The sequence below is a fragment of the Paenibacillus methanolicus genome (assembly GCF_008124765.1).
Lineage (GTDB): Bacteria > Bacillota > Bacilli > Paenibacillales > Paenibacillaceae > Paenibacillus_Z > Paenibacillus_Z methanolicus.
The window spans coordinates 230488-244544 of record NZ_VNHS01000006.1 but is presented as its reverse complement, the minus strand read 5'-3'; the positions used below and the strand labels follow the sequence as shown (position 1 = coordinate 244544).

At 59.5% G+C, this 14057-nt stretch carries 13 protein-coding genes and 1 riboswitch; of the genes, 8 read left to right on the top strand and 5 right to left on the bottom strand.

Annotation, left to right across the window (positions count from 1 at the left end):
• Positions 1-176: 176 nt before the first annotated feature.
• Entirely contained in the window at positions 177-566 is a 390-nt protein-coding gene (locus BCM02_RS17360; protein ID WP_148930381.1) for an SET domain-containing protein, read from the bottom strand.
• Between the two features lie 254 nt (positions 567-820).
• Here BCM02_RS17360 and BCM02_RS17355 point away from each other — a divergent pair, with 254 nt between their 5' ends.
• From BCM02_RS17355 to BCM02_RS17335, 5 genes are read left to right on the top strand one after another with little or no spacing between them, the layout of a single operon-like run.
• Positions 821-1237 (top strand): hypothetical protein, encoded by a 417-nt coding sequence (locus tag BCM02_RS17355; RefSeq protein ID WP_148930380.1) that lies wholly within the window; start codon positions 821-823, stop codon positions 1235-1237.
• Complete coding sequence (locus BCM02_RS17350; RefSeq protein WP_148930379.1) at positions 1234-1425, top strand: hypothetical protein; 192 nt, start codon at positions 1234-1236, stop codon at positions 1423-1425. The genes BCM02_RS17355 and BCM02_RS17350 overlap by 4 nt, the downstream gene beginning before the upstream one ends.
• 30 nt (positions 1426-1455) lie before the next feature.
• Complete coding sequence (locus BCM02_RS17345) at positions 1456-2181, top strand: glycosyltransferase family 2 protein (protein WP_148930378.1); 726 nt, start codon at positions 1456-1458, stop codon at positions 2179-2181.
• Complete coding sequence (locus BCM02_RS17340) at positions 2174-3316, top strand: glycosyltransferase (RefSeq protein ID WP_148930377.1); 1143 nt, start codon at positions 2174-2176, stop codon at positions 3314-3316. The genes BCM02_RS17345 and BCM02_RS17340 overlap by 8 nt, the downstream gene beginning before the upstream one ends.
• 3 nt (positions 3317-3319) lie before the next feature.
• Positions 3320-4396, top strand: coding sequence for a polysaccharide pyruvyl transferase family protein (locus BCM02_RS17335; protein ID WP_148930376.1), 1077 nt, complete (start codon positions 3320-3322; stop codon positions 4394-4396).
• Positions 4397-4600: 204 nt separating this feature from the next.
• On the opposite strand, the gene BCM02_RS17330 is transcribed toward BCM02_RS17335, so the two are convergent.
• A complete protein-coding gene (locus BCM02_RS17330) occupies positions 4601-6232 on the bottom strand; it encodes a sensor histidine kinase (RefSeq protein WP_148930375.1) in 1632 nt (543 codons plus the stop codon).
• Positions 6229-6915, bottom strand: coding sequence for a response regulator transcription factor (locus tag BCM02_RS17325; RefSeq protein WP_148930374.1), 687 nt, complete (start codon positions 6913-6915; stop codon positions 6229-6231). Before BCM02_RS17325 ends, BCM02_RS17330 begins: the two co-directional genes overlap by 4 nt.
• A gap of 284 nt (positions 6916-7199) precedes the next feature.
• Here BCM02_RS17325 and BCM02_RS17320 point away from each other — a divergent pair, with 284 nt between their 5' ends.
• The 3 genes from BCM02_RS17320 to BCM02_RS17310 all read left to right on the top strand — a co-directional run bounded on the left by BCM02_RS17320 (position 7200) and on the right by BCM02_RS17310 (position 11494).
• The gene (locus BCM02_RS17320; protein ID WP_148930373.1) at positions 7200-8759 is read left to right on the top strand and encodes a catalase; all 1560 of its coding nucleotides are present in this window, start codon (positions 7200-7202) and stop codon (positions 8757-8759) included.
• 257 nt (positions 8760-9016) lie between these two features.
• A complete protein-coding gene (gene zwf, locus BCM02_RS17315; protein ID WP_148930372.1) occupies positions 9017-10534 on the top strand; it encodes a glucose-6-phosphate dehydrogenase in 1518 nt (505 codons plus the stop codon).
• 195 nt (positions 10535-10729) lie between these two features.
• Positions 10730-10812, top strand: a riboswitch (cyclic di-GMP riboswitch).
• Positions 10813-10891: 79 nt separating this feature from the next.
• A complete protein-coding gene (locus BCM02_RS17310) occupies positions 10892-11494 on the top strand; it encodes an HD-GYP domain-containing protein (RefSeq protein WP_148930371.1) in 603 nt (200 codons plus the stop codon).
• Positions 11495-11558: 64 nt separating this feature from the next.
• On the opposite strand, the gene BCM02_RS17305 is transcribed toward BCM02_RS17310, so the two are convergent.
• Complete coding sequence (locus tag BCM02_RS17305) at positions 11559-12845, bottom strand: glycoside hydrolase family 27 protein (RefSeq protein WP_148930370.1); 1287 nt, start codon at positions 12843-12845, stop codon at positions 11559-11561.
• A 109-nt stretch (positions 12846-12954) separates the two neighbouring features.
• Positions 12955-13827 (bottom strand): AraC family transcriptional regulator, encoded by an 873-nt coding sequence (locus BCM02_RS17300; protein ID WP_148930369.1) that lies wholly within the window; start codon positions 13825-13827, stop codon positions 12955-12957.
• Positions 13828-14057 lie beyond the last annotated feature (230 nt).

The following is a 14057-nucleotide window of genomic DNA, read 5'->3' as shown; positions in this document are numbered from 1 at the left end:
GCGCGGCTTTTTGCAAATACAAGAAATGATGTGTTTCACAAATATAAGTCATCTTGTATTTCACTGTCGCGGAATGCTGCATTCCCAATCTTCCGATGGTGAACGCAAACCAATCCGCTTATCCGGAACGAAACGTACCTCGCCGCAAAAGAAGGCGACAGCCGTTTGGCCTTGCGTTATTCGCTTGCGTTCTTATCCTCGAACCAAATCGCGTCCTCGCTGTCGACCTCGCCGCCGTAATTGATGTAAATCTCGTCGTCGGCCGCGATGTCGCCATATGCGTAGAACTCGACCGTGTGGTTGTCGAAGTTGAGCTCGTAATAGGCATTGGGCTTGTAGGAATGGTTGAACAGCATCCCGTAGCCGAGCAGCAAGGCGGTATGATTCTCGCCATAGGAGAACATGTAGTCGGCAAGCAGCGTTTTCTCGATGTGTTCATGCTGCTCGTTCGGATAAGGGATGACCGGCGCGGCGTGAAACATCGTGCCTTTGGCGATCGGTTCGGTCGCGAATACGCCGCGGTTAAACTCGCCGTCATCGATTTTGGACGTTCTTACTTCGATCATATGGTCACCTGCGCGCTTTTCGTAGTTTGTGCTTTGCGGCTTGCTAAGCATTAACAACTCATTCTAGCCTACCTTGGGCAATAAGGCAAATGGAAGGGACGATGTCCGAAGGCGACCGGTCGTTTGCCAACCCCGCGGAGACAGGCGAACAATTTCGGATGAACAGGCCAACGAACGTACCTTTTCATGCTCCTTTTCATAGTTTGTAAGGATCTCCCTTCATGTTCATAGAGAAGCGAGGATAGGAGGAAGCGATGAAAATAATTATGGACGAAAAAGAGCTGAAGGCGCTATTCGACGGCCTTGCGCGCGTCCTGCGCGCGCTATACGGAAGTCCGGAACCTAGCGGAGGCAGCGAACAAGAGACGCCGCCGAGAGCCGGACTGCGGCGGCTGCTGCGATCGCTGATCCGCAGAGGCGATGCGCAAGGCGTCCCGGAGTCGGGAGCGGGCGGTTTCGACCCGGGATTGGAGCGGATGAAGGAGATGATGAGCCGTTACCAGGGCAGGCGCGCGGAGCTGACGACGCAGGCCGGGCTTGTGGCGGGCGAGATCGCGACGGTAGGCGGGGATTACGTCAAAATCGCCGAGAGCGGGGGGTCATACGTGTTGATCCCGCTGGAGCAAATCGTTAGCTTTCATCTTCCGGGGAAGCAGGTGATGGAACGATGAACGGAGAGCTGCAAGCTTTGATCGGCAAGCAGGTTCAGGTGGCAAGCGCGCTGGATACGACGACGGGCGTCGTCGTATCTGCGGACGGCTCCGCCTTGACGCTGCGCACGTCCGAGCTGTCCGGATACGAGATGGGCAGTTACGCGATTTTTCAGCTGCGCCTGATTGCCTATATTCGGGTGCTTTAATACGTAAGAAACCGGAAGGAGGCGAGTAGCATGACCTATGCGCGCATACCGGGCTTGGTCAGCATTGTGATGACGGTCTATAACAAACGGGCTTATTTGATGGAGTGTCTGGATAGCATTCGGCGGCAGACGTATCCGCATTGGGAGTTGATTCTGGTCGACGACGCGTCGACCGACGGTTCCTATGAACTGGCCGCGCGCTGGCTTGGCGAGAACGAACCGCTCCTCTCCGGGGGCAAGTGCGTCTATGCGCTGCGCCTGCCGCGCAATTCCGGTTATGCGGGGGCGATAACCGCGGGCATGTATTTGTCCAAAGGGGAATATATCGCCATTCACGATGCCGACGATCTATCGCATCCGGAGCGTCTGGAGAAGCAGGTCGCGTATTTGGACGCTCATTCGCACATCGACCTCGTCGGCACGAATTACGAAGTATTCGAGGACGGTTATCCGGAGCGGAGGATGAGAGCCAATTGGCTGCGCTATGGCGAACAGATCGGCAAAGTGTACGCCGCCGGCGGGCACTGCATTTGCCACGGGACGGCCATGCTGCGGGGAGAATTGTTCGATCGGATCGGCGGACATACGCGAAGGATCGAAGGCGCGGAGGATTACGAATTCATCGCCAAAGCCATCAAGCCGGGCGCCCGCAACGTCGAGAATTTGCCGGAGGTGCTGTACTATTACCGCAAGCATGTGCAGCAGCGCTCCCGCCAATATTTCGGCAAGCCCCATACGGAGCAAACCGATGAGTGACCGCATGCGGGTGCTCATGGTCATGGATAGTTTGTCCGTCGGGGGGACGGAGACGTACGTGCTTAGTCTGGTGAAGGCATTCCCGCGCATCGGCGTCCAGCCGGTCTACGCCGGCGCGGGCGGCGTCATGTACGAGCCGTATGCGAGGGCGGGCTGCCCGATTCATATCGTGGAATTGGCCGCGGGTTCGCTGCTGGCCCCGGAGTGGCAAGAACCGGTCGAACGCGCGCTTGTCCAAATTATGCGCCGGCGCCGCATCGACGTCGTGCACGTACATCAGACGCCTTCGGGCTTGTATGCGGCCAAGGCGGCCGCCAAACTGGGCATCCCCGTCGTTATGACCGTGCACGGAGCTTATTACCCGGCGGACCAACTGCGCGGTTTAGCGGAGGTTGGCGCCGTCTTCATCAGCGTGAGCAAGCCGGTCGAGGCCTATCTGGCTCGTCAGGGCATCGCTTCGCGGTTGATTCCCAATGGCGTGGATGCCGCCGACTTTTATCCGGAATCGTCCGCGAAGTCTCGAGAATCGCTCGGCATCGCGCCGGATTCGCAGGTCATCGTGTACGCCAGCCGGCTGGCATGGGATAAGGCAAGCGCTTGTCTGATGCTCATTCGGGCTGCCCATGCGCTCCGCCAAGCGGGACGGGAGCGGCTGCGCGTCGTCATCGCCGGCGACGGGAACCAGTTCGCCGCCGTCAAGGAGCTGGCGGAGGCGGTCAACGCGGAGGCGGGGGAGGCTTTCGTTCAGCTGGCGGGCAATCAGACGGAGATGAGGCGGATCTTTAATGCGGGAGATCTCGTCGTCGGCACGGGGCGCGTGGCGCTGGAAGCGATGGCTTGCGGCAAGCCGGTGCTCGCGGTAGGCAATCATGGTTATTTCGGTCTCGTGCGAGCCGAGAACCGGGAGGAAGCCTGGCAATGTTACTTTGGCGACCACGATTCCCGGGAACGCCCGGACGAGCGCCGAATGGCCGAGGAGCTGGATGCCGCGCTGAACGACCCGCGCGGGCTTGCCGCGATCGGCGAGGAGAGCCGGGCGTGGACGTTGTCGCGATTCGATATTCAAGACAAAGCCGTTCGGCTTGCGGCTCTGTATCGTTCGCTAAGCCGGAATGCGCCGAAGGAGCGTGGATAAACGATGAGAAACGTGCTGTATCTGGGATGGATCGGATTTAACAATCTAGGCGACGAATGGATGTGGGAGATGTTCCGGGATATGGCGGCCGCCGAGCTGGATCCGGCAGAATACCGCATCGTTCCTTCGCTGCCGTCGGTGGATTGGAAGAACGTCGCCGCGTACGATTCGGTCGTGCTCGGCGGCGGGTCGCTCATCATCCCGGGGTACGTGGAGCTGCTCCACCGGGCGATGGAGCTCGGGAAGAAGACGGTCATATGGGGGAGCGGCCATGACCGGTTGAACCGTCTGCTTCCGGGCGAAGGCGGAGCGGTCGTCTCCGACGCGGCCAAGGAATCGGACGACTACCGGCGCAAGCTTGACGAGATCGTCGCCTACTCGGGGTATACGGGTGTCAGGGGGCCGTGGACGCTCCGGTACTTGAGCGAGTTAGGCGTGCGGACGGAAGGCGTAGACATATCCGGCGATTCCGCGATGCTGATGGCGGCGCCGGAACCGCTCTTGCCGGAAGCGGCCGAGGCGAATGCGACGCAGGCGGCGGTTCGCCGGATCGGCATCAACTGGGGGACGTCGTACAACCGGATTTATGGCGGCAGCGAGGCCTATGTCGAGGACGCGCTGGCCGAGGCGGCCAAAGCGCTCATCGCGCAAGGCTTCGATATCTACTTGTACTCGGTATGGGGGCCGGACCGCGAAGCGCTGCTACGGCTATACGGCAAGATCGGCATACCGGAGAAGACGGTGCTCGATACGAACGTCTACGGCGCGGAACAGTACGTCAAACTGCTGCAGACGTTCGAGGCGACGCTCAACTTCAAGCTGCACGCCAACCTGCTCTCCGCGGTCGCCGGCGTGCCGTTCGGGTGCATCGGCTACCGGTTCAAGTCCTTCGACCTGCTCTGCGGGCTCGGGCTGCCGGAGCGAATCGTGGCCGCCGACGATTCGAAGCTCGCCGCTCGGCTTGCGGAGCTAGCGCTCGTGTCCTCGCAGGAGCGCGCGCGTCTGGCGGGCTTGCTCGCAGGGAAGAAGCAGGAGACGCGGGATTCGCTCATTCGACCGTTCCGCGAGGGGCTGCTGTAACCATCTTGAGAACGAGAGGTCCAAACTGAAACAGGCAGTGTCTCCCGCCGTCTGCAACCGGCCGTGAGGCACTGCCTGTTCTCTTCTTGCGCGATGAACACTGGGGAGAGCGGGTCTTGCGCAGGTCAAGCATAACGCGACAACCTTAAGCGAAGCTGAAAGATAGCCGAGGGCGAGGAAGGGGGCCGGCCGTGCGCCGCCGCTTCAGTCCTTCGGCGAACGGTCCGTATCCGTCGCGTCCGGGAGCAGGACCGAGAAGGTCGAGCCCAAGCCGGGTTCGCTCGCGACCTCGATCGCGCCGCCGTGCGCTTCGGCTATCGAGCGGCTGATCGCAAGGCCGAGGCCGGCGCCGCCGTACTTGCGCGTGCGGGAGGAATCGCTCCGGTAGAACCGCTCGAACAAGCGGGCTTGATGCTCGGGCGTTATGCCGGGACCATTATCGGACACCGACAGCTCGGTCGGCCATCCGGCCCCCCTGGCGCGGATCGACAGGCGGATCGCGCCCCTTGCGACATCGGTATGCTGCACGGCGTTATGGAACAGATTGAGCACGACTTGTTTGATTTTATCCGCATCGGCCATGATGTCGGCCGGCTCATCCAGGTCCAGCCGAACGTCGCGCTCGCCGGCTAGAAGCCGCAGCTGCGGTTCCATCTCCCGGATCAGGCCGGAGAGGCTGCAGCGGGATAGGGCAAGCTGCGGCTGCTGATCGAGCTTCGCCAGCAAGAGCAGATCTTCGACGAGTTTATTGATTCGTTTGGATTCGGTATGCATGCTGCCGAGCGCCGAACGAAGCTGCTCCGGCTTCGTGACCGTCCCGCGCAGCAGCACCTCGAGAAAGCCGTGAATGGAGGTCAGCGGCGTACGCAGCTCGTGCGAGGCGTCGGCGATGAATTGGCGCATGCGCTCCTTGGCCGCCCGTTCCGCTTCGAACGCGTGGTCGAGCCGACCAAGCATGCCGTTGAACGACACGGACAGCCGGTCGATTTCCTCCTGGCCTTGATGGTCGGGCAGCCGCTCCGTCAGATTGCCGGCGTCGGTCTTCTCCACCGCGGCCACGACCGTGGAGAGCGGAATCAGCGTACGCCGCAGCAGCGGCAAGAACAGCGCAGCGCCGACGAGCAGCGCAAGCGTCGATAATGTGGCGAAGATGACGAGCTGTTGAATGATGACGTCCGAGAGCGGCGACGTACGGACGCCCATCTGGACGATGCCGCCATGCCCCCGTCCCGGCGGTCCGTCGAGCCGGAACACGACGAGCTGCTCCGTTCCTTCGGCATTGGCGGCGAGCCGGTAATCCGCCTTGCCGCGCTTGCTCTCGAGCGCGGCGCGAACGGTCTCGTATTGCTCCGCGGTCAGCCTCGGCGACGACAGGCCGTCCTCGGCGGACAGATCGGTGTATTGCCCGTCTTTGCTCACGTATGCAAGTGAAGCATCCGTCAGGAAGAATCGGGGGCGGTTAGGGCGCGGATCCGCGGTTCTTGGCGCGCTCGAATCGCTTTCGCCGTCCGCCGCGACGGCTTGCGCGGCGACCACGGAAGCAGCAGGCGGCTTGACCGTGCCGGATGCGCCTTCGCGCCGCTGCCAGTCGCCGGATGCGCCGAGCGCGTTATTGATCGGCGCCGTCAACAGTTGGGCTTCGAGCGACTCGGCTTTATTTCGATACAGAAACTCTTTCATGAACACATATTGCATCACGCCGATGACGATGAGAATGCCGGCAATTAATAAGATGGAACGCAACAGCAGCTGATAGCGGAGCGACCTCGGCCCAAGCGACCTCGGCCCAAGCGACCTGGGCCCAAGCGACCTGGGCCCAAGCGACCGCCGGCTCATGGAAGATCGACCCGGTAGCCGACGCCGCGCAGCGTCCGGATGAGGCGATGCTCCTTGTCGCCGAGCTTCTCGCGAAGGGAGCGGATATACACCTCGACGATGTTGTTTTCGCCTCCGAAGTCGTACGACCACACTTTATCGAGAATCGTCGTCTTGCCGAGCACCGCGCCGTGGTTGATCACGAGAAACTTGAGCAGGTCGTATTCCGTCGGCGACAGCTCTAGCACGCGTTCCATATACATAATCTCGTTCTTGCGGTCATCGATCCGGAACGGACCGTACGTGACGGCCCCGAGCAGATCCGGGAATTGGTTGCGCAGTCGCGCTTGGATACGGGCTAGCAGCTCGTCGAAGCTGAACGGCTTGGCCATGTAATCGTCCGCGCCGAGCGTCAGGCCCCGAATTCGGTCGGTGACCTCGTCTTTGGCGGTCAGCATGATGACGGCGATCTTGTCGCCGGATTCTTTGAGCGATTTGCATACCTCGAAGCCGCTCTTCTCCGGCATCATGACGTCTAGTATCGCCACGTGCGGCTTGAATTCGCGAGCGGCTTGCAGCGCTTCCTCGCCATCCTGCGCGGTGTGAACGTCGTAGCCTTCGCCAAGGAGACCCAGCTCGAGAAATTGCAATATATTCGGTTCGTCGTCGGCAAGCAGAATACGAATGCGTTTATCGGGATGCATGAATCGATTCCTCCACTTCATCGCTTGAAGATCAGTTCGGTTTGTCCATTCTAAGCGGTTTCCGCGCCGCAGGTCCAGTGGGTTCAGCAAACGTTCAGCTTGTCGCGCCATGTTTCGACTCATTCGCTGTCTAGCCTTCTGCTTCTGCTGGCACTATTGTTTGGTTCTTGCGTTCCGTTTATATTGCCTACTTGGGGGACGTCTCGATGTAGTTGGATATCCATTCCAAAGTTGGGTCATTCTAACGTATGGTTATCTAATCCATAGCGAAGGTGAGCAGATCCATGAGCAGCGACAACAATCTGACGTTAACGACGCGCCAGGGGCATCCGGTCAGCGACAACCAGAATGTCCGCACGGTCGGCAGCCGCGGCCCGACGACGCTGGAGAACTATCCATTCATCGAGAAAATCACCCATTTCGACCGCGAGCGCATCCCGGAGCGGGTCGTGCATGCGCGAGGCGCGGGCGCGCATGGCATATTCGAAGCCTATGGCAAGGTCGGAGAGGAGCCGGTCGCCAAATATACGCGAGCGAAGCTGTTCCAGGAAGCGGGCAAGCAAACGCCGGTGTTCGTGCGGTTCTCGACCGTCGTGCACGGCGGCCATTCCCCCGAGACGCTGCGCGACCCGCGCGGCTTCGCGGTGAAATTTTACACCGAGGACGGCAACTGGGATTTGGTCGGCAACAACCTGAAAATTTTCTTCATCCGCGATCCCCTCAAGTTTCCGGACATGGTCCACTCCTTCAAGCCGGACCCGGTCAACAATTTGAACGATCCCGAGCGGATGTTCGACTTCCTCTCGCTCTCGCCGGAAGCGACGCATATGGTGACGTTCGTGTTCTCGCCTTGGGGCATTCCGGCGAACTACCGGCAGATGCAGGGCTCCGGGGTCAATACCTATAAATGGGTGAATAGCGATGGCGTCGGCGTGCTGGTCAAATACCACTGGGAGCCGCTGAAGCAGGGCATCAAAAACCTGCTGCAAAAGGATGCCGAGACGATCCAAGCGACGCATACCGAGCATGCGACCCAGGATCTGTACGATTCGATCGAGCGCGGCGACTTTCCGGAGTGGGAATTGTGCGTGCAAATCATGAGCGACGACGAGCATCCGGAGTTGGACTTCGATCCGCTCGATCCGACGAAGCTGTGGCCGCCGGATAAATTCCCTTTCCTTAAAGTGGGCAAAATGACGCTGAACCGCAACCCGCAAAATTATTTCAACGAGGTGGAACAGGCGGCGTTCGGCACGGGCGTTCTCGTCGACGGCTTGGACTTCTCGGATGACAAGATGCTGCAGGGCCGCACGCTCTCGTATTCGGATACGCAGCGTTACCGCGTCGGCGCGAACTATTTGCAACTGCCGATCAACGCGCCGAAGACGCATGTCGCGACCAATCAGCGCGACGGCCAGATGGAATACAAGGTGGATTTGGCGCCGGGACAAAATCCGCACGTCAACTATGAGCCTTCCTCTCTAGGCGGCTTGAAAGAAGCGCCGAAGACCGGCAAGGACCACGAGCCGCATTATAACGCGAACCTGGTTCGCCAGCGCATCGAGCGGACGAACGACTTCGGGCAAGCCGGCGATACGTACCGGGCGTTCGAAGATTGGGAGCGCGACGAGCTGATCGAGAATCTCGTCGGCGCGCTCAAGGTATGCAAGGCGGATATCCGGGAGCGAATGATCGGCTACTTTACGCAGGCGGATGCCGATTACGGGCGCCGCGTCGCGGAAGGACTCAAGCACGCGGATGCGGCAGGCGGCAGCGGCTCGGCGGACGAGGCGCAGGCTTCGCGATACGCGAAGGACAATGCGCGCGGGACGGATGGGTATTAAATTTTTGGATAGGGTTCACAAGCTCACGCACGAGCGCAACTGTCCGGACAGGCATGATTCCATTAGGAATTGTGCCTGTTTTCGCGTATTTTAGGCCGCTAAGCGGCGCATGCTCATTTGTGACGGAATTGTGACATCTTCATAAACCCTTCATAATGCCTTCATCAACTCTTCATGAAGCTTCCGGTATGCGGTGGTATTCTGAGTAGCATAGAGAGAAACAACGGCGATTTGGAGCCGCTCGGAGGGAAACGACTATGGATGCAATGACGTTTGTACTATTCGGCGCCACTGGCGATTTGGCGAAACGCAAAATTTTCCCCGCGATTTATAATTTATACGTGGACCGGAAGTTACCGGAGTCCTTTCAACTTATCGGTCTTGGCCGGCGCAAGCTGAGCGAAGACGAATTCCGCGGCCAGGTCGCGCAATCGCTGCGCGCCTTCTCCAGAAGGACGACGTCGGATGAAGCCACGGTGCGCGACTTCTTGGAGCATATCGGCTACACCGAGCTGAACGTGAACGAGCTGTCCGATTACGCGAAGCTGGCGTCGCGCATCGAGGAGCGCGAACAGCGTTTCGTGCTGCCGGAGAATCGGGTCTTCTATATGTCCGTCGCGCCGGAGCTGTTCGGCACGATCGTGGCGAATTTGCAAGAGAGCGGCTTAAGCCGCGTGTCCGGCTGGAAGCGGCTCGTCATCGAGAAGCCGTTCGGCCATGACCTTGAATCCGCGCGCGTCCTGAACGCAAGCTTGGCGCAAGCGTTCGAGGAGAAGGAAATTTTCCGCATCGATCACTACCTCGGCAAGCCGATGGTGCAGAACTTGGAGGTGCTCGAATACTCCAATCCGGTGCTGCAAGCGCTGTGGCGCAACCGGTACGTGGCCAACGTGCAAATCACGGCGGCCGAGACGGTCGGCGTAGAGACCCGGGCGGAGTATTACGATCATTCCGGCGCGGTCCGCGACATGTTCCAGAACCATATGCTTCAGATGCTGATGATGCTGGCGATGCAGCTGCCGAAGCACAGCACCGCCGAGGAAGTCGGCTTCAAGAAGCGCAAGGTAATGGAAGCGCTGCGCCCGCTTCAACAAGAGGGCGTCGAGGCGAACATCGTGCGCGGGCAATATACAGCCGGCCAGATCGGCGGGCAACAGGTCGCGGGTTATACGGAGGAGCCTGGGGTGAACCCGGCTTCGACCACCGACACGTACATCGCGGCGAGATTGTGGATCGACGATTATTTCTGGAGCGAAGTGCCGTTCTACATTCGCACCGGCAAGCGGCTCGCGGGCAAGTCGACCCGGATCGTCATCGAGTTCAAGGACCCGGCGGACAAATTCTCGCGCACGAACGAGGCGACCGCGCCGAATCTGCTTACGATCGATATCGGACCGGAAGCGGGCATGACGTTCCAGCTCAATATGAAGAATCCGCTGAACGGCAAAATCGAACCGGTTCAAATTCACACGGCCGTGGACGAGAAGGATATTCCGGAAGCGTACGAAACGCTTATTGCCGATATGATGCGCGGCGATGCCACGTTCTTCGCCCATTGGGACGAAGTGGAGCTCGCTTGGCAGTGGGTGCAGCCAATCTTGAACGCGTTCGAGCGTAACGAACTCCCGCTCCACGCCTATCCGGCAGGTTCGAACGGTCCGGAAGCGGCCGACCGTCTCTTGGAGCAGGACGGCTTCCATTGGTGGCATGACGAGCCCCAGGCGAAGTCGCAGGAGGAACGCAAGCTGGCCGAGACGGCTGGCGTTCAAGTTTAACCGGCATTGGCCCCTTACGAGCGTGATGAACGACGTAAGGGGCTTTTCTTTTCCTAATTATTCTTGTCGATGGAGATTATTAGGAAGTTGTTGATCATTTAATGTTACGATTTCCACTTATTACTATAAAAATTATTGGTTTGCCCTTGAAGGAATCCGCGCCCGACATGTCGAACATGTAGACTACAAATAAAAACGGACATGGATGCGATGATCAATCTTCTTTACCTGGGCACTTGGGAGATTGGGAGCGAGTAGTGCAACCGACCAGTGGCGACTGCGTCGGTTTTTTTTGTTACGCTATTAACGGGGAGCAAGCACAATGAACGTAGGCATGGTTGGAACGGTGGGCGCGCGATGAGCGGACTACGGATGTCGATGGAAGTCGTTGACCCGGAAATCTTATCCTTGCTGGCCAGGCTGGAACAACACGACACCGGAACTTACGCGCATTCGATGCGGGTGGCGGAATATTGCGATTGGTTTGCGGGTCATCTGAACATGCGGCGGACGGATCGCGCGCGGTTCGTGTATTCCGCGCTGCTGCACGATATCGGCAAGCTTAGGATTCCAAGCGAAATGTTGAACAAGAATTCACGGCTGACGGACGAGGAATGGCACGAAATTCGCAATCATCCGCTGTACGGAATGGAGTTCGTCCGCGAGCTCGCGGACCGGAATATCGTGCTGCCCGACGTCATCACGATGCATCACGAGAATACGGATGGCACGGGATACCCATTCAATTCGCGAACGCTGGAGCTGCCGGCGCAAGTCCGCATCATCCGGGTGATCGATAGTTTCGACGCGATGACGAGCAACCGGAATTATCAGCTCGTGAAGACCGTCGACGAGGCGCTGGATGAATTGATTCGCTGCGAAGGCACGCTGTACGATCCCGAGATTGTCCGGTTGTTCTGCGCCCAAATTCAGAACGGCACTCATTCTTCATCCCAATGAAAGGAAGCCCCTTCGATAAGCCGATCGCCGCCGGCTGCAGAAGGGGCTTCTTTTCATTTGCGCGTTATAGCCGGGAGAGCCGTACCAGCTTGGCGCCGTGCGCGGGAATCGTGAACGAGATCGCCTCATGCGCGACGTCCTCGTCCTGGCGCGCCCATAGATCGCGAACGCGCCGCGGGCCGTCGATGCCGAGCTGTCCGAAGCTGGCGGTGACGAGCGCCGGCTCGTCGGTCGCGTTGAACAGCGCGGCATAAGCGTTGCCGTGCTCGTCCGCAGCGCTCCATACGATCCGGTCCTGCTCGCGCGAAACTTGTCTCGCGCCGCGGCTATGGCGATGCAGCTCCAGCACCTCGTCGTTCGTCAGCAGACCAAGCGTCCACTCGTCGTTGTCGCGCATCTCGCCGCCCATCATGAGCGGAGAGCGGAAGATCGCCCATAGCGACATCATCGTCAGCTGCTCGTCCTTCGTGAACCGCGTCCAGCGGTCGGCGCCGCCGCCGTCGACGGAGCGGATCCCGAGATGGCCGAGCGGGAGCATGTCGCAATCCGGCCAACAGCCTTCCCGGACATGAGGAGCCCATTGCTCGCAGCGCTCGAACATGTTGTACAGCAGCGGCCATAGGTCCCAGAAGTCGTCCGTCATCCGCCACATGTTGGCATTCCCCGCGAAATGGTCCGCATATTCAAGCGGCGCAGGACCAGGAGAAAGGCTGAGCACCATCTCTCGTCCGCAGCGGTCGATCGCCCGGCGGATCATCGCGATTTCTTCGGCATGGATGCCGTACAGGCGCGAAGCGGCAATGTCGTCAACCTTGACGAAGTCGACCTCCCACTCCGCGTACAATTGGAATAATGAATCGTAGTAGGCCTGCGCGCCGGCTTTGGCCGGATCGAGTCCGTACATGTCCGTATTCCACGGACAGATGGAATTCGGGTGGGCGATATCGCGGGCGCCTTCATCCGAGCCGAGTATCGGCGTATTCGCGTGGACCGCTTGGCGCGGTATGCCTCGCATAATATGAATGCCGAACTTCAGTCCAAGCCCGTGGACATAATCGGCGAGCGGCTTGAAGCCTTTGCCGCCGGCGGAGGAGGGGAAGCGGTTCGCGGCGGGAATCAACCGGGAATATTCGTCCGTCTCGAGCGGCACGAACGGCCGATAGGCGGAAGAGACGGCGCCGGGCTCGGACCATTGGATGTCGACGACGATGTATTCCCAACCGTGCGGCTTGAGGTAACGAGCCATATAGTCCGCGTTGGCACGGATTTCTTCCTCCCGCACGGCGGCGCCGTAACAGTCCCAGCTGTTCCATCCCATTGGCGGCGTCTGCGCGATGCGATGATGATTCATGATTGCTAACAGCTCCTTCTATCGATAATGTTGCGCTTATGTTGTAAGCGTAATCGATAGCCAATCATTCATCTATCCTAATGATTTGCGCCATTATGTAATATATTGCTCAGTCGAACGTCAGTCGTCTGGCGGCAAGCACGTCGCGTCCCAGACGATATTCGCCGGGCGTGCAGCCGACCCATTGGCGAAATACTTTGCTGAAATAGCTGCCTGAGGCGAAGCCGCACTCCGTCGCGATGCGCTCGAGCACCCAATCGGAGCTCTGCAGCAGTTCGGCCGCGCGCTGAATGCGCAAGCGCGTCAGGTAGTCGAGCGGCGTATAGCGGGTTTCGCGCGCGAACAGCCGGATAAAATGATATTTGGACACGCCTGCCGCCTCGGCTACCTGCGCGATGCTGATCGGGGAACCATAGTTAGCTTGCATAAACGCAATGGCTTGCTGTACGGGAGCAGGCAGAACGTGCCGGGGCTTGTCGCGTTCATGCCGAGCCAATTCCATGAGCAGCCGGTAGACGAGCGAAGAGGCGGAATAAGCGTCGGTAATGCGGCCGGCCGCGGCATCCGCGAAGGCCGCGCTCAGCACGCGCATGGCCGGGCTATCCTTCTCGAAGCGGACGACGCGGCCCAAGCGCGATACGATGCTTGTCCATAACGCATCCGCATGCTTCTGCCGGAACAGAATGAAGTAAAACGTCCATTCTCCGCTTTCCTTGGGCAGCGCGTATCGGTGGTCGCCCGGTATATCGACGAGGAACGCTTCGCCGGGTCCGATTCTGCGCGTCTGTCCCTCCATGTGGAGCTCTCCCCATCCCGAGACGGTATATTGCAGCAGATACAGCGGTCCGTCCAGTCGTTTGCGACCGTCCCACTCGTAGTCTGCCCATGCGCGCTCGAAGCCGAGCGCGTAGAGACCAAGCAGCGGCAGCTGCTCTTTCTCCGCGAACCGAAAGCCGTACGTGCCAAAATCCTGGTTGCCCATCCCGAAGCTCCTTCCATCTGCCTACCGCGACGCCCGTCTATCATCGGTAGACCGCCTTTGCCTAAGCGTACAACATCCTTTTGCGGCGTTCAACGGATAAGACGAAGGGGCGGTTTTCTGTTATCGACGGGGAGTCATCTGAATTTTGATGACGACTTCTCGGATATTCGGCTTCTCCATTGACGGGCTTGGCGCTATGCTGACTAGATAGACGGTCTAAGATTAAGGAG